Origin of the sequence: Pseudomonas cerasi (genome assembly GCF_900074915.1) — a bacterium.
Lineage (GTDB): Bacteria > Pseudomonadota > Gammaproteobacteria > Pseudomonadales > Pseudomonadaceae > Aquipseudomonas > Aquipseudomonas cerasi.
On sequence record NZ_LT222319.1, the window covers coordinates 1,608,973 to 1,623,399 of the forward strand.

The following is a 14,427-nucleotide window of genomic DNA, read 5'->3' on the forward strand; positions in this document are numbered from 1 at the left end:
GGCACCGTGAAGGCATTGCAAGGCGTTGAAGGACATGTGGAATGGGTCGAGGAGCCGAGTCCGGCCCTCGATGTGGGGCAGGTACGCATCAAAGTGGCTGCGGCAGGTTTGAATCGTGCCGATCTGTTACAGCGCGAAGGCAAGTATCCGCCGCCGCCCGGCGTCACTCAGACGCTGGGTCTGGAGTGCTCGGGCGTGATCGCCGAAGTCGGTCCGGGTACGTCCTGGGTGGTCGGAGACCGCGTCTGCGCGCTGTTGGCGGGCGGGGCGATGGCCGAAGAAGTGGTGGTCGATGGGCGACACGTGCTGCCGGTACCGGAAGGTCTGTCGCTGCACGAGGCGGCCGCCATTCCCGAGGTCTATGCCACTGCGTGGTTGAACCTGTTCGAGCTCGCCGGGCTCAAGCCTGGCGAGAAGGTTTTGCTGCACGCTGGCGCAAGTGGGGTTGGTTCAGCCGGGATTCAGCTTTGCAAGGCGTTTGGCAACCCGGTCTGGGTCAGTGTCGGCTCGACCGAACGTCTGGCCTATTGCGTCGAACTGGGTGCTCAGGGCGGTGTGGTACGCAGCGAAAGCCTTGAAGGCCTGAACGACTTTGCACCGTTCAACGTCATCCTCGACCCGGTGGGGGCGAGCTATGCCGAGCTCAACGTCAAACTGCTGGCCCTGGACGGTCGCTGGGTGCTGATCGGCGTCATGAGCGGCCGCGAGGCGCAGGTGGATCTGGCTCACGTACTGGGCAAGCGTATCCGGCTGATGGGTTCGACCTTGCGCAGTCGCGACGACACGTTCAAGGCCGACCTGCTCAGCGACCTGGGCCAGCACGTCTGGCCGCTGTTCACTGAGGGCCGCCTCAAGCCGCAACTGGCGAAATCCTTTGCGATCAAGGATGCCGAGGCGGCGTTCGAAGAGCTGGCGACCAACACGGTTTCCGGCAAGATCGTGCTGGTCATCGACGAAAGCCTGGTCTGATCAGGCGGTGCCTCTGGACTCAGCTCCAGTCGTGCACCGGCCAGCCGGCTTTCTGCGCGTGTTCCAGTAACACGGCATCGGGGTTGACCACGTTAGGGTGGTCAACCTTGAGCAGCAGCGGCAGGTCATTGCGCGAATCCGAATAGAAACTCGCACCCTCAAGATTTTCCCCCTCGGCATCCAGCCATTCCATCAGGCGCGTGATCTTGCCTTCCCGATAGGTCAGCACGCCGACGGTTGCACCGCTGTAGACGCCGTGCTGCACGTCCAGTTCGATACCCAGCACTTCGTCGATCCCGAGGCGTTCGGCGATCGGCTTGACCAAGTGCACGCCCGACGCCGAGATCACCAGAATGCGGTCACCCTTGGCGCGGTGCTTTGCAATGCATGTGCAGGCGTCGCTGTAGATGATCGGCTCGATGACGTCCTCGACCCAAGGGCCGACCAGATGGTCGATTTCTTCAGGGGTACGGCCAGCCATGGGTTCCAGGCTGAAGGCCATGTAGTCTTCCATCGCGAGCTTGCCCTCGCTGTAGGCGGCCATCAGTTCGTCGTTGCGTTGCATGAACGACGTCGAGTCAACCCAGCCCAGGCGACCCATCTGCTCGCTCCAGAGCGTGGCGCAGTCACCACCGATCAGGGTCTCGTCCAGGTCGAAAATTGCCAGGGGCATGTGCGTTTCTCCTAAAAGTCTGTTGAGTCGGCTGTCAGCTTCACGCATGGCGTCTTGATCGGCAAGCGCGTGGCGTTATGCGTGCAGAACGAATTCAGTTCACGGCGCGTTCAGTTCAAGGCAACGCTCAGTTCAAGGCGCAGAGTGCCGACGGTTCAATGTTCAGTGTTACACGCCTTCCGTCCGGGTGCAGGTCGTCGGCGCTGCGGTTCAGTACGTCGACCACAAGGTCTACGCCACGCGCCTGGACCCGGTAGCGGATGACGTTGCCGAGCAGACTGTGACTGCGTACTTCGCCTTCCAGTTCGCCCGTCAGGCTCAATTGGATCGACTCAGGGCGGATCGCCACACGGCTGTTGATCGGGCGCTGCATCAGGCGAGTGGCATTGTCGGCTTCCAGCAGGTTGTAGTTGCCGATGAAGCCTGCGGCGAAAACGTCCACCGGCGCGGTGTACAGTGTCTCGGCGTCACCGCTCTGCACGATCCGGCCCTGGTTCATCAGGAAGATACGGTCTGACAGGGTCAGTGCCTCTTCCTGGTCGTGGGTCACGAAAATAGTGGTCAGGCTCAGCTCGCGCTGAATGGCGCGTATCTGTTCACGCAGGTTCTTGCGAATCCGCGCATCCAGCGCCGACAGCGGCTCATCGAGCAACAGCAGACGCGGGCGAGTGACGAGCGAGCGCGCCAGCGCCACACGCTGGCATTGCCCGCCGGACAGTTGATGCGGGTAGCGCGTGGCAAAATCGTGCAGCTCGACCATGCGCAGAATCTCGGCAACACGCCTTGAGCTCTCGTCGGCACCGACTTTCTGAATGCGCAGCCCGAAGGCAACGTTTTGCTCGACGGTCATGTTGGGAAACAGCGCATAGCTCTGGAACACCATGCCGATGTTGCGCTTTTGCGGCGTGAGCGGCACCAGGTCGCTGCCATCGAGCAGAATGCGCCCGCTGTTTACCGGGGTCAGCCCGGCAATGCAGCGCAATAACGTGGATTTGCCGCAGCCCGACGGGCCCAGCAAGGTAACGAATTCGCCCTTCGCGATGCTGCAGTTGATGTCGCTGAACACTGACGTGCTGGCGTAGCTTTTCTGCAGGTTTTCAATACTGACAAAACTCATCTCAGTCTTTGTCCTTGTTCAGTCGATTGGCGGCCCAGGTCAGCACCAGCACGAAGAGGAAATAGGAAATCACCAGCGCGCTGTTGAAGTGACCACTGCTGTTGCGCATGTTGTTGAGGTAGACCTGCAGGGTTTCATAGCGCGTGCCGACCAGCAGGTTGGCGAACACGAATTCGCCGAACAGGAACGAGAACGACAGCAGCAGGGCAATCATCAGGCCCTTGCGCAGGTTGGGCAGCACGACCATGAACGCCGCCTGCCAGGTGCTGGCGCCGAGCAACTGGGCGGCGTCCATCAGGTCTGTCAGGTTGATGGCCTGCAGGTTGTTGGTGATGGCGCGGTACATGAAGGGCAGGGCGACCGTGAAGTAACAGCCAATCAGAATCCACGGTGTACCGACCATCGCCATGGGGCCTGAGCCATACAGCTGCAGCAGGCCGACCGAGGAGACCACGGGCGGCACGGCGAACGGCAGCAGGATGAGGATGTTCATCAGCCCGTCGAGGCGCGGAAAGCAGTAATGCACGACGAACAGCAGGGGCAGAATCAGCACCACCGAAAGGACCAGTGCGCCGACGCAGACCAGCAACGACTGGCCGAACGCCGTCAGAAAGCGTGGGTCGCTCCACAGCGCCACGTACCATTTGAAGGTCAGGCCGCTGGGCAGAATAGTTGCCGACCAACTGGTCGCGATCGAGTACAGGAAGGTGCCGGCCAGTGGCAGCAACAGGATCAGGAACAGCAGGTAGACCACTGTCTTGTGATAAATGCTCGCAGGCCCTCGTTCAACGCGTGACATGGTAGCTCCTTCTCAACAACCACTGATGGACCACGGTGACCAGGGTCATGAGCCCGACCAGAATCATGGCCAGCGCGCTGGCCATGTTCGGATCCAGCGTGATATCCCCCGCGACCATCGCCGCGATACGGATCGGCAATACGTTGAAATTGCCGGTGGTCAGCGCGTAGACCGTGGCATAGGCGCCCAGCGCATTGGCCAGCAGAATGACAAACGTGCCGAGCAGCGCCGGGGTCAGCACCGGCAGGCCGATGTAGCGCCAGAACTGATAGCTGCTGGCCCCCAGCAACGCTGCCGACTCGTTCCAGTCTTCGCGCACGGCATCGAATGCGGGGTAGAGCAGCAGCACGCCGAGGGGGATCTGGAAGTAGGTATAAAGGATGATCAGTCCGGTCTTGGAATACAGGTTGAAGTCATCGATGATCCCGGTCTGCTTGAGGATCAGGGTCAGCGCGCCGTTGAACCCCAGCAGGATGATGAACGCGAACGCCAGTGGAACGCCGGCAAAATTGCTGGTCATGTTGGCGAACGAGTTGACGAAATCGCGCAGCCGCGAATCCACCTTGCGCAGCGAATAGGCACCCAGGATCGAGATGATGATGCCGAACAGGCTCGACCAGAAGCTGATCTCCAGGCTGTACTGAATGGCTTGCCGGTAGAACTTCGAGCTGAACGCCCGGATGAAGTTTTCCCAGCCCCAGCCAGCATCGCTTTGCAGGCTGTGGATCGCGACCCAGAGCAGCGGTGCGATCTGAAACACGATGAAAAATACGGCGAAGGGCAGCAGGCACAACAGCCCCAGCCACTTGCCTCGGGAAAAGGTTGTCAATTGAGAATCTCCCGGCAGACCGGTTTGTCGTGCGGCACGCCAAGCAGCTCGCAGACGGTGCCGCACAGATCGATCTGGCGCGGCGCGGCGTCGACATTCAGGCTGAAGGCATCACCGATGACGAACAGCGGCACCTCACGCTCTTCCGGCAACAGCCCGTTGTGCGAGCGGTCATTGTTCATGCCGTGGTCGGCCGTCACCAGCACTTGATAACCCGCATCCAGCCAGCGTTGCAGGTAGTCAGCCAGAATGATGTCTGCGCTGCGGGCGCTGTTGCGGTACTGCGCAGTGTCGAGGCCGTGCTTGTGCCCGGCGTCGTCGATGTTCATGGGGTGGATCAGCAGAAAGTTCGGGGCGTGCCCGAGGCGCAGGCTTTCGGCGTCGGCGAACAGGTGCGAATCAGGGTAGTGATCGGCCCAGTAGAACAGTCCGTGCTGAATCGGCAGATCCGTGGCTTCCGTATGGCGATCGCGTGCCGGGTCGAACGGGGTGCGGTTGTACAGCTCGCTGACCCAGTGATAGGCCGCTGCTGCAGTGCTCAGCCCGGCGTCGCGAGCATAGTGAAAGATGCTGCGCTGATTCGACAGGCGCGAGACGTTGTTATGCACGATGCCGCTGTCGATGGGCGCGACACCGGTCAGTATGCATTCGTAAAGGGGGCGTGAGAGGGCGGGCAGTTCGCATTCCATCTTGTAGAGCGCGGCCCGGCCCGCATCATGCCAGGCTTGCAGGTGCCCCATCGCATGGCGTGCGACTTCGTAATTGAGGCCGTCCAGCACGATCAGGATGACGTTGTGTTTCATGGGCGACTCGCTTTGAAAGAACGGGCGAGACTGGCTCGCCCGGAGTACACGACTTCATCCCTGAGCCGCAGGAGAGGATCAGTTCATCTCGATGATGACCTGCTCGTTCCACATCTGCGGCAGCGCTTTGGAAGTTTTCTCCCACGCCTCTGCGTTCTCGATTGGCTTGGCGTTTTTGTACTGGTCTTGCGGCAGCAGTTTGGCTTGAACATCTTCAGGCAGTTTGATGTGCTCTACGCGAATCGGGCGTGCATTGCCCTTGGCCAGATTGATCTGACCCGCGTCGCTGAAGGTGTATTCACGCGCCAGCTTGGCGGCGTTCGGATGTTTGGCATACTTGTTGATGATGGTGGTGTAGCCGGAAATCACCGAGCCGTCCGAAGGGATCAGCACGACGTAATCATCGGGTTTGGTCATCTTGGCTTTGTAGCTCAGGCCGTTGAAGTCCCAGACCACACCGACTTCGATTTCGCCTTTCTCGATGGTCTGAATGGTCGGGTTGGCCAGCGACAGACGCTTCTGTTTGGCCAGATCGGTGAACAGTGCCAGGCCCGGTGCGATGTTGGTTTCGTCACCTTTCATGGCGATGGCCGCTGCCAGTACACCGTTGGCAGCCTGAGCCGCAGTGCTCACGTCGCCGATGGACACCTTGTATTTGCCGGTTTTCAGGTCAGCCCAGCTTTTCGGGATTTCAGAGCCGTGCAGCAGGTTTTTGTTGACGATGAAGGCGATGGTGCCGGTGTAGGCCAGCGCCCAGTGGCCGTCCTTGTCCTTGGCCCAGGTCGGGATCTGATCCCAGGTAGTTGGCTTGTAAGGCTGGGTAACGCCTTTTGCTGTGGCGATAGGGCCGAACGCTGCGCCTACGTCGCCAATGTCACCGCTGGCGTTGTCTTTCTCCGCCTCGAACTTGGCGATCTCCTGGGCCGAACTCATGTCGGTGTCCATGTGCTTGAGGCCATATTTGGCTTCCAGGTCTTTCCAGATGCCGCCCCAGTTTGCCCAGTCATCCGGCATGCCGAGGCTGTTGACCGCGCCTTCAGCCTTGGCCGCAGCCTCCAGCGTTTTAAGATCCGTGTCCGCAGCCATGACCAGCGAACTCATTGCCATGGCTGAACCGAGGAGTGATGCCAACAAAAGATGTTTCATTCGGAGCTCCTAGTGCACTTCTTGAGAAAAGTGTTCGTTGCGGGTTATTTGGTCTAGATCAGCAATACCTGAGCCAAGTTAGGCTTTTTGCATGACATTTTCGTGTCGTGTTGCACGGACAAAAGCGTTTTTCACGGGCCCCGGCAGTGCCTGGCGCTAAGCGTAGACCATCGCAATGGGCCTGTTGGGCAGGGGGTTATGGGCTCTTTTCGGCGCAGTTGGCATGCAACGTGATTTGTCCTGTAACAGTACAGTCATGTCCCCGGCCTAGGCTCACGGCAAGGGAGTCAACGGCGTTGGCTGCACTGATGTATGCCTCGTAACAGGGCTGGTCTAGTCCAGACGGATACCGGAATGCGCGAAGATGTGCCACGGGCGGTAACAACCATTTGCCATGCGCTGCAGGAGCAGATCGAACATGGTTTGTTGCCGCATGGCAGCAAGTTGCCTGCAGAGCGCAAGCTCAGCGAGGTATTCGCCACCACCCGCATCACCTTGCGTGAAGCGCTGTTGCAGCTTGAGGCGCAGGGGTTGATCTATCGGGAAGAGCGGCGTGGCTGGTTCATCTCGCCGCCGCGACTGGCCTATGACCTGATCAGGCGTAGCCATTTCCACGCAATGGTCTGTGCCCAGGGAAGGGTGCCGCACACCCGGCTTCTGTCTGCACGCCTGCAACCTGCTTCAGCGATGATCTGCGAAATGCTGGAACTGCCGGCGCTGTCGAGCGTGATCCAGATCTGTCGCGCGCGACGGATCGATCAGCGTCTGGTGCTGTATGTCGAGCACTACCTGAGACCGGAGTTGTTCCCCGGCATTCTCGAACACGACCTGAACGAATCGCTCAGTGAACTCTACGCCCGCCGCTATGACATTCATTACGGTCGGGTGCGCTTCGACATGGTCCCCACGGCGCTGCACAGCGAAGCAGCCGCTGCACTGAAGGTTTCACTGGGTAGCCCGGGCCTGCGCATTGCACGTGTCAATTATGATCGGAAAGATCGGTTGATCGACTGTGACCTCGAATACTGGCGTCATGATGCTATTCATGTGCGCGCAGAGGTGCACGGCGACTGAATGCCGGTGTGGCAAACCCACTTCCCAAGCGCGGTCTGTGCCACCGTTAGTTCGCTTTTTTCTATAAATAAATACTCATTTCGTTGATAAGAATGTGTGCAATGTACAGCCTGTTTAATAGGTTTTGTATAATGCATACATTTGATTAACAAAAAAAATTAATGAGCGTTATTCTATTGTTGCTGGCGGGGTGGCGTTAAATTAGTTGGTTTTTTTGATGAAATGTCCCAGAGTAATTATTCTAGTTTTCAGCGGATTTAAGAAAAATCTTAATATTAATTAATGTTTGTTAATGGGGTGTGGTAGGTTTTTGGTGTGGAAGGATAGGCGCTGGTTAGTTGGTATTATTTGCACGATCGTTCCACGTTTGGATTAAGGCTGACATGGCAGCTGTCCTATAAAGCAATGCTTGATAAGTGCGGCTGCTTTTATTTAAAGGATCTATGAGGATGCTGTAATGACTCTCGACAAGGCGTTGGTGCTGCGTACCTGTGCAAATAACATGGCCGATCACTGCGGCCTTATATGGCCCGCGTCCGGCACGGTGGAATCCAAATACTGGCAGTCAACCAGGCGGCATGAGAATGGTCTGGTCGGTTTACTGTGGGGCGCTGGAACCAGCGCTTTTCTAAGCGTGCATGCCGATGCTCGATGGATTGTCTGTGAAGTTGCCGTTGCAGACATCATCAGTCTGGAAGAGCCGGGAATGGTCAAGTTTCCGCGGGCCGAGGTGGTTCATGTCGGCGACAGGATCAGCGCGTCACACTTCATTTCGGCACGTCAGGCCGACCCTGCGTCAACGTCAACGCCAATGCCCACGGCCATACCCACGCCCATGCCTGCGGCAGCAAGTGTCACGTTACCGGTGGCCGAACAGGCCCGTCATGAAGTGTTCGATGTCGCGTCGGTCGGACAGCTCGCTGATCGCCGGCTACGGCAGTACCCAGACTTCCGGAGAAGACAGCTCGCTCACAGCGGGTTACGGCAGCACGCAAACGGCTCAGGAAGGCAGCAATCTCACCGCTGGGTATGGCAGCACCGGCACGGCAGGTTCGGACAGCTCGCTGATCGCCGGCTACGGCAGTACCCAGACTTCCGGAGAAGACAGCTCGCTCACAGCGGGTTACGGCAGCACGCAAACGGCTCAGGAAGGCAGCAATCTCACCGCTGGGTATGGCAGCACCGGCACGGCAGGTTCGGACAGCTCGCTGATCGCCGGCTACGGCAGTACCCAGACTTCCGGAGAAGACAGCTCGCTCACAGCGGGTTACGGCAGCACGCAAACGGCTCAGGAAGGCAGCAATCTCACCGCTGGGTATGGCAGCACCGGCACGGCAGGTTCGGACAGCTCGCTGATCGCCGGCTACGGCAGTACCCAGACTTCCGGAGAAGACAGCTCGCTCACAGCGGGTTACGGCAGCACGCAAACGGCTCAGGAAGGCAGCAATCTCACCGCTGGGTATGGCAGCACCGGCACCGCAGGCTCGGACAGCTCGTTGATCGCCGGTTATGGCAGTACACAAACCTCGGGAGGCGACAGTTCGCTGACCGCGGGCTACGGCAGTACTCAGACGGCCCAGGAGGGCAGCAATCTGACGGCGGGGTACGGCAGCACGGGTACAGCAGGTGTCGACAGCTCTCTGATCGCGGGATACGGCAGCACGCAGACCTCGGGAAGTGACAGCGCCCTGACCGCAGGCTATGGCAGCACGCAAACGGCCCAGGAAGGCAGCAATCTCACTGCTGGGTATGGCAGCACCGGCACGGCAGGTTCCGACAGCTCGCTGATCGCCGGTTACGGCAGCACGCAAACCTCGGGCAGTGACAGCTCGCTCACGGCGGGGTACGGCAGTACGCAGACGGCTCAGGAGGGCAGCAACCTGACGGCGGGGTACGGCAGCACGGGTACAGCAGGTGTCGACAGCTCTCTGATCGCGGGATACGGCAGCACGCAGACCTCGGGAAGTGACAGTGCGCTGACAGCGGGGTACGGCAGCACGCAAACGGCTCAGGAAGGCAGCAACCTGACGGCGGGCTACGGCAGCACTGGCACGGCAGGTGCCGACAGTTCGTTGATCGCCGGATATGGCAGCACGCAGACGTCAGGCAGCGAAAGTTCGCTCACCGCAGGCTATGGCAGTACCCAGACTGCCCGTGAGGGCAGCACCCTGACGGCCGGATATGGCAGTACCGGAACAGCTGGCGCTGACAGCTCGCTGATCGCCGGTTACGGCAGCACGCAAACCTCGGGCAGTGAAAGCTCGCTCACGGCAGGTTATGGCAGTACCCAGACCGCACAGCAGGGCAGCGTACTCACATCAGGCTATGGCAGTACGCAAACGGCCGGGGCTGCCAGTAACCTCACCACCGGTTACGGAAGTACAGGTACCGCGGGTCACGAGAGTTTCATCATTGCGGGTTATGGAAGTACACAGACAGCGGGCCACAAAAGTATCCTGACCGCTGGTTATGGCAGTACTCAGACGGCCAGGGACGGTAGCGACCTGATTGCGGGCTATGGCAGTACGGGAACCGCAGGCTCGGGCAGTTCGCTGATCGCAGGTTATGGCAGCACCCAGACCGCGAGTTACAGAAGCATGCTGACCGCCGGCTATGGCAGTACGCAGACCGCCAGAGAACACAGCGACCTTGTCACAGGCTATGGCAGCACTTCAACGGCAGGGTCAAACAGTTCGCTGATCGCCGGCTATGGAAGCACTCAGACGGCGGGCTTCAAAAGCATACTGACCGCCGGTTACGGCAGTACCCAGACGGCACAGGAGCGCAGCGACCTGGTCGCCGGCTACGGCAGCACGTCGACTGCGGGCTATTCCAGTTCCTTGATCGCCGGCTATGGCAGCACGCAGACGGCAGGCTACGAAAGCACGTTGACCGCCGGTTACGGCAGTACGCAAACCGCTCAGGAAAACAGCTCGCTCACCACAGGTTACGGAAGTACTTCTACTGCGGGCTATTCCAGCTCGCTCATCGCGGGTTACGGCAGTACGCAGACGGCAGGCTACGAGAGCACGTTGACCGCCGGTTACGGTAGTACGCAAACCGCGCAGGAGCGCAGTGATCTGGTGACAGGTTATGGAAGTACCTCCACCGCCGGCTATGCGAGCTCGCTGATTGCGGGTTATGGCAGCACGCAGACTGCGGGTTATGAGAGCACGTTGACCGCCGGTTACGGCAGCACGCAAACCGCACAGGAAAACAGCTCGCTCACCACCGGGTACGGAAGTACCTCCACAGCCGGCTTTGCCAGCTCGCTGATCGCCGGTTATGGCAGTACGCAGACAGCCGGCTATAAAAGTACCCTCACGGCCGGTTACGGCAGTACTCAGACCGCAGAGTATGGAAGCTCACTCACTGCGGGCTACGGCAGCACTGCAACGGCCGGGCAGGACAGTTCATTGATAGCCGGCTATGGCAGCTCCCTGACCAGCGGAATCAGAAGTTTTCTGACGGCAGGCTATGGCAGTACGCTGATCGCCGGACTTCGCAGCGTTTTGATCGCCGGTTATGGCAGTAGTCTTACATCGGGCATTCGCAGCACGTTGACTGCGGGTTATGGCAGTAACCAGATTGCAAGTTACGGCAGCTCGTTGATTGCAGGCCATGAAAGCATTCAGGTCGCCGGAAATAAAAGCATGCTGATCGCCGGCAAGGGCAGCTCGCAGACAGCAGGTTTTCGCAGCACGCTGATTGCTGGTGCGGGCAGTGTACAACTGGCGGGTGATCGCAGCCGGTTGATTGCCGGTGCAGACAGTAATCAGACTGCGGGTGACCGCAGCAAACTGCTGGCCGGTAATAACAGTTATCTGACTGCCGGCGATAGAAGCAAACTGACCGGCGGGCATGACTGCACCCTGATGGCGGGAGACCAAAGCAGATTGACCGCTGGTAAGAACAGTGTCTTGACGGCAGGCGCTCGTAGCAAACTGATTGGCAGTGAAGGCTCGACGCTCTCGGCTGGAGAAGACTCCACACTAATTTTCAGGCTCTGGGACGGGAAGAGGTACAGGCAACTGGTCGCCAGAACGGGTGAGAACGGTGTTGAGGCCGACATACCGTATTACGTGAACGAAGATGACGATATTGTCGATAAACCCGACGAGGACGATGACTGGATAGAGGTAAAGTAGCCCGCGTTATTCAAGCACTCCACGACTGAATCATCGACAGGGCGCGTCGATGGAATTCGGGACATGAAGTCCCTTTATAAACAAATGACCTGTTGTCCGGTACGAGGTGGTTCAAAATGGCGCAGGCAAAAGTATCTTTTTTATCGTTATGATGAGAGACATTTTATTTCTTTCAATGGGCACTCTAGCGAGCGTCAACACCGAAACGCGGGAGCAACAGGTCACCCCCGCGTTATCGATTATCGCCTCAGCCGTTATGGCAGCTCGTGGCTGGCATAGAACGCGCTCAATACCTTGACCAGATGCGCCAGGTCATGGCTACCGGCCAGTTCGCGAATCGAGTGCATGGCGAACGTCGGCAAGCCGATGTCTACCGTGCGAATACCCAGATGGCTGGCAGTGATCGGTCCGATGGTCGAGCCGCAACCCATGTCGCTGCGTACCACAAAGCTCTGTACCGGGACCTCTTCGGCCATGCACAGATGGCGGAAGAAACCGGCGGTTTCGCTGTTGGTGGCGTAACGCTGGTTGCTGTTGACCTTGATCACTGGCCCTGCGTTGAGCTTGGGACCATGATTGGCGTCGTGCTTGTCAGCGTAGTTGGGATGAATGCCGTGGGCGTTGTCGGCTGATATCAGCAGCGACTTCTGAATCGTGCGCACGTAGTCTTCGCTGCTTGGCAGCAGACGCTGGACGATCTGCTCGAGCATCGCACCGTCTGCGCCACAAGCGGAAGACGAGCCGACTTCTTCGTGATCGGTGCACACCAGCAGGGCGGTTTCGTCGCTCTCGGTGTTGAGCAGTGCCTGCATCCCGGCGAAACACGACAACAGGTTGTCCAGGCGTGCGCCTGCCAGGAAGTCCCCATTGAGGCCGACCACAGCGGCGCCTTGGGTGTCGTAGAAACTCAGCTCGTAATCGAGCACCACATCGGCATTGAGGCCGTGCTCGCGGGCCAGTTGGTCGGTCAGTAATGCCCGGAAGTCGGCGCGCTCGTCACCGGCGACCTGCGCCAGGATGGGAGGCAGTTCGTTTTGCGCATTGATTGCCCAGCCTTCGTTGGCAGTGCGGTTCAGGTGAATCGCCAGATTGGGGATCACGGCGATCGGCAGTTTGAAGTCGATCAACTGACTTTCAACCTTGCCGTCGCGGCGGAAAGTGACACGGCCGGCCAGCGACAGATCACGGTCAAACCAGGGGGCCAGCAAGGCGCCGCCGTAGACTTCGACGCCCAGTTGCCAAAAACCCTGACGTTGCAGTTCCGGTTGCGGCTTGACCCGCAGGCACGGGCTGTCGGTGTGTGCGCCGACCATGCGGATGCCGCCCGTGAGTGGTGACTGACGACCCATCCGGAAAGCGACGATGGAAGAGTCATTACGGGTGACGAAATAACGGCCCCCGGTTTCTACTGCCCACGTGTCACGTTCGTCCAGCCGCTGAAAGCCTGCGGCTTCGAAGTGTTGCACGAGGGTGGCGGTGGCGTGGAACGGGGTGGGAGAAGCCTTCAGAAAATCGATGAGGCCTTTGTTCAACTCTGCGCGCATAAATAGCTCCAGACAGCAATGGCGCGAGTTTACCGCATTGGCTCAGTCGTTGCCGCTGCCACAGAAACGCTTTTCGGCCGCGAAGGGCCTGACGAAGTTGAGCCGGAAACCGGAGCCAAGGGCCTTGCTCGCTTTGGTCCCTCAAAGTGAGTCGCCGAGGGGCGAAAAGGTAACTTGAGCCGAACGCCAATCCACCTGATATCGCAAACCCTGGGTGACGCGGAGCGTAACGAACTGCATGCCTACGCGGAGCGCAGGCACGATAGTCTAAGCTGACGCACAGCGCCGAGAGTAAAAGCGCTTTTCAACCGCGGTGGCACTGACGACGCAGAGTGCGACGTTAGTGACGGCTGAGTCCTGGCGCTGATCCGGGGGTAGCCTGGCAGGACGCCAGGCTAGCCGCACCGGGCCATGGATGGCCCGTTGCGGCGACCCCCGGATCAGTGACAGGGCGAAGGAACCCGACGAAGTCGGGCCGGAAACAGGAGCGGGGGGCTTTGGTTACTTTGGCCCCATCAAAGTAACTCGCCGAGGGGCGAAAAGGTGACCTGAGTCGACCCTAAATCCACCTGAAGTCGCAGAACCGCTGTTTGACGCGGAGCATCTGCACGATATTCAGCGTGTCATTCAGATCAGAACGGCGCGGTGCACTCGAAGGTCAATCGCTCGCCGGTCCCCGGATGGGTAAAGCTCAGCATGCTGGCATGCAGACACAGACGCGGATACGCCGCCAGCGCTTCCGGATGCGCGTACAGACCATCACCCAACAACGGATGCCCGATCGACAGCATGTGCACACGCAACTGATGCGAGCGGCCAGTGATCGGCGTGAGCTCGACGCGACAGTAAGTGTCATGCCGCTCGACAACCTTCCAGAACGTCAGCGCGTGTTTGCCACCCTCGTGGTCCACCACATGCCGGGGCTTGGTGGGCGGGTCATAGCGCAATGGCAGATCGATACTGCCGCTGTCCAGGGACGGTTGACCCCAACACAGTGCGGTGTAGGCTTTCTCGGTTTCGCGGTCATGAAACTGACGCGACAGCTCTCGATGCGTATCGGCATCACGGGCCAGCAGAATGATGCCCGAGGTTTCCCAGTCCAGGCGATGGACGATACGCGCTTCGGGGTAACCGTTTTCCTGCAGGCGGGTAATCAGACAATCCTTGTTATCGTCGGCACGGCCGGGAACGGAAAGCAGCAGGGTAGGCTTATCGATCACCAGAACGGCGGCGTCCTGATGAATGATGCGGATGTTCGACAACGGCATGCAACGGCCTCGAAACGCTAGAAACGCCAACGGCGGCAAGGGCGCAGCTTCCGTAGA

Annotated in this window: 10 protein-coding genes and 1 pseudogene; 3 read left to right on the top strand and 8 right to left on the bottom strand. The window is 59.4% G+C overall.

What is annotated here, in order from left to right; translation table 11 throughout:
- Positions 1 to 6: 6 nt before the first annotated feature.
- Positions 7 to 969 (top strand): NAD(P)H-quinone oxidoreductase, encoded by a 963-nt coding sequence (locus PCPL58_RS09780; RefSeq protein WP_044309986.1) that lies wholly within the window; start codon positions 7 to 9, stop codon positions 967 to 969.
- A 19-nt stretch (positions 970 to 988) separates the two neighbouring features.
- On the opposite strand, the gene PCPL58_RS09785 is transcribed toward PCPL58_RS09780, so the two are convergent.
- The 6 genes from PCPL58_RS09785 to PCPL58_RS09810 all read right to left on the bottom strand — a co-directional run bounded on the left by PCPL58_RS09785 (position 989) and on the right by PCPL58_RS09810 (position 6,336).
- Positions 989 to 1,642, bottom strand: a complete 654-nt coding sequence (locus PCPL58_RS09785; protein ID WP_003368346.1) for an HAD family hydrolase — start codon at positions 1,640 to 1,642, stop codon at positions 989 to 991.
- A gap of 127 nt (positions 1,643 to 1,769) precedes the next feature.
- Positions 1,770 to 2,759: an ABC transporter ATP-binding protein gene (locus PCPL58_RS09790; RefSeq protein ID WP_065349311.1), complete on the bottom strand. Its 990-nt coding sequence runs from the start codon at positions 2,757 to 2,759 to the stop codon at positions 1,770 to 1,772.
- 1 nt (position 2,760) lies between these two features.
- Entirely contained in the window at positions 2,761 to 3,558 is a 798-nt protein-coding gene (locus PCPL58_RS09795) for an ABC transporter permease (RefSeq protein ID WP_065349312.1), read from the bottom strand.
- Positions 3,545 to 4,387, bottom strand: coding sequence for an ABC transporter permease (locus PCPL58_RS09800; protein ID WP_003430949.1), 843 nt, complete (start codon positions 4,385 to 4,387; stop codon positions 3,545 to 3,547). Before PCPL58_RS09800 ends, PCPL58_RS09795 begins: the two co-directional genes overlap by 14 nt.
- Complete coding sequence (locus PCPL58_RS09805; RefSeq protein WP_003430952.1) at positions 4,384 to 5,190, bottom strand: alkaline phosphatase family protein; 807 nt, start codon at positions 5,188 to 5,190, stop codon at positions 4,384 to 4,386. Before PCPL58_RS09805 ends, PCPL58_RS09800 begins: the two co-directional genes overlap by 4 nt.
- A 78-nt stretch (positions 5,191 to 5,268) precedes the next feature.
- Positions 5,269 to 6,336 (bottom strand): ABC transporter substrate-binding protein, encoded by a 1,068-nt coding sequence (locus tag PCPL58_RS09810; protein WP_003368360.1) that lies wholly within the window; start codon positions 6,334 to 6,336, stop codon positions 5,269 to 5,271.
- 354 nt (positions 6,337 to 6,690) lie between these two features.
- Between PCPL58_RS09810 and PCPL58_RS09815 the strand changes: the two genes are divergently transcribed.
- Complete coding sequence (locus PCPL58_RS09815; RefSeq protein WP_060708803.1) at positions 6,691 to 7,410, top strand: UTRA domain-containing protein; 720 nt, start codon at positions 6,691 to 6,693, stop codon at positions 7,408 to 7,410.
- A 911-nt stretch (positions 7,411 to 8,321) separates the two neighbouring features.
- A pseudogene (locus PCPL58_RS09820) lies at positions 8,322 to 11,558 on the top strand (beta strand repeat-containing protein); the annotation flags it as partial.
- 254 nt (positions 11,559 to 11,812) lie between these two features.
- Here PCPL58_RS09820 and PCPL58_RS09825 read toward each other — a convergent pair.
- Both PCPL58_RS09825 and PCPL58_RS09830 read right to left on the bottom strand, forming a co-directional pair.
- Positions 11,813 to 13,102 carry a M18 family aminopeptidase gene (locus PCPL58_RS09825; protein ID WP_003368366.1) on the bottom strand — a complete coding sequence of 430 codons (1,290 nt, stop codon included), beginning with the start codon at positions 13,100 to 13,102 and terminating at the stop codon, positions 11,813 to 11,815.
- A gap of 632 nt (positions 13,103 to 13,734) precedes the next feature.
- A complete protein-coding gene (locus PCPL58_RS09830) occupies positions 13,735 to 14,370 on the bottom strand; it encodes an RluA family pseudouridine synthase (RefSeq protein WP_003368367.1) in 636 nt (211 codons plus the stop codon).
- Positions 14,371 to 14,427 lie beyond the last annotated feature (57 nt).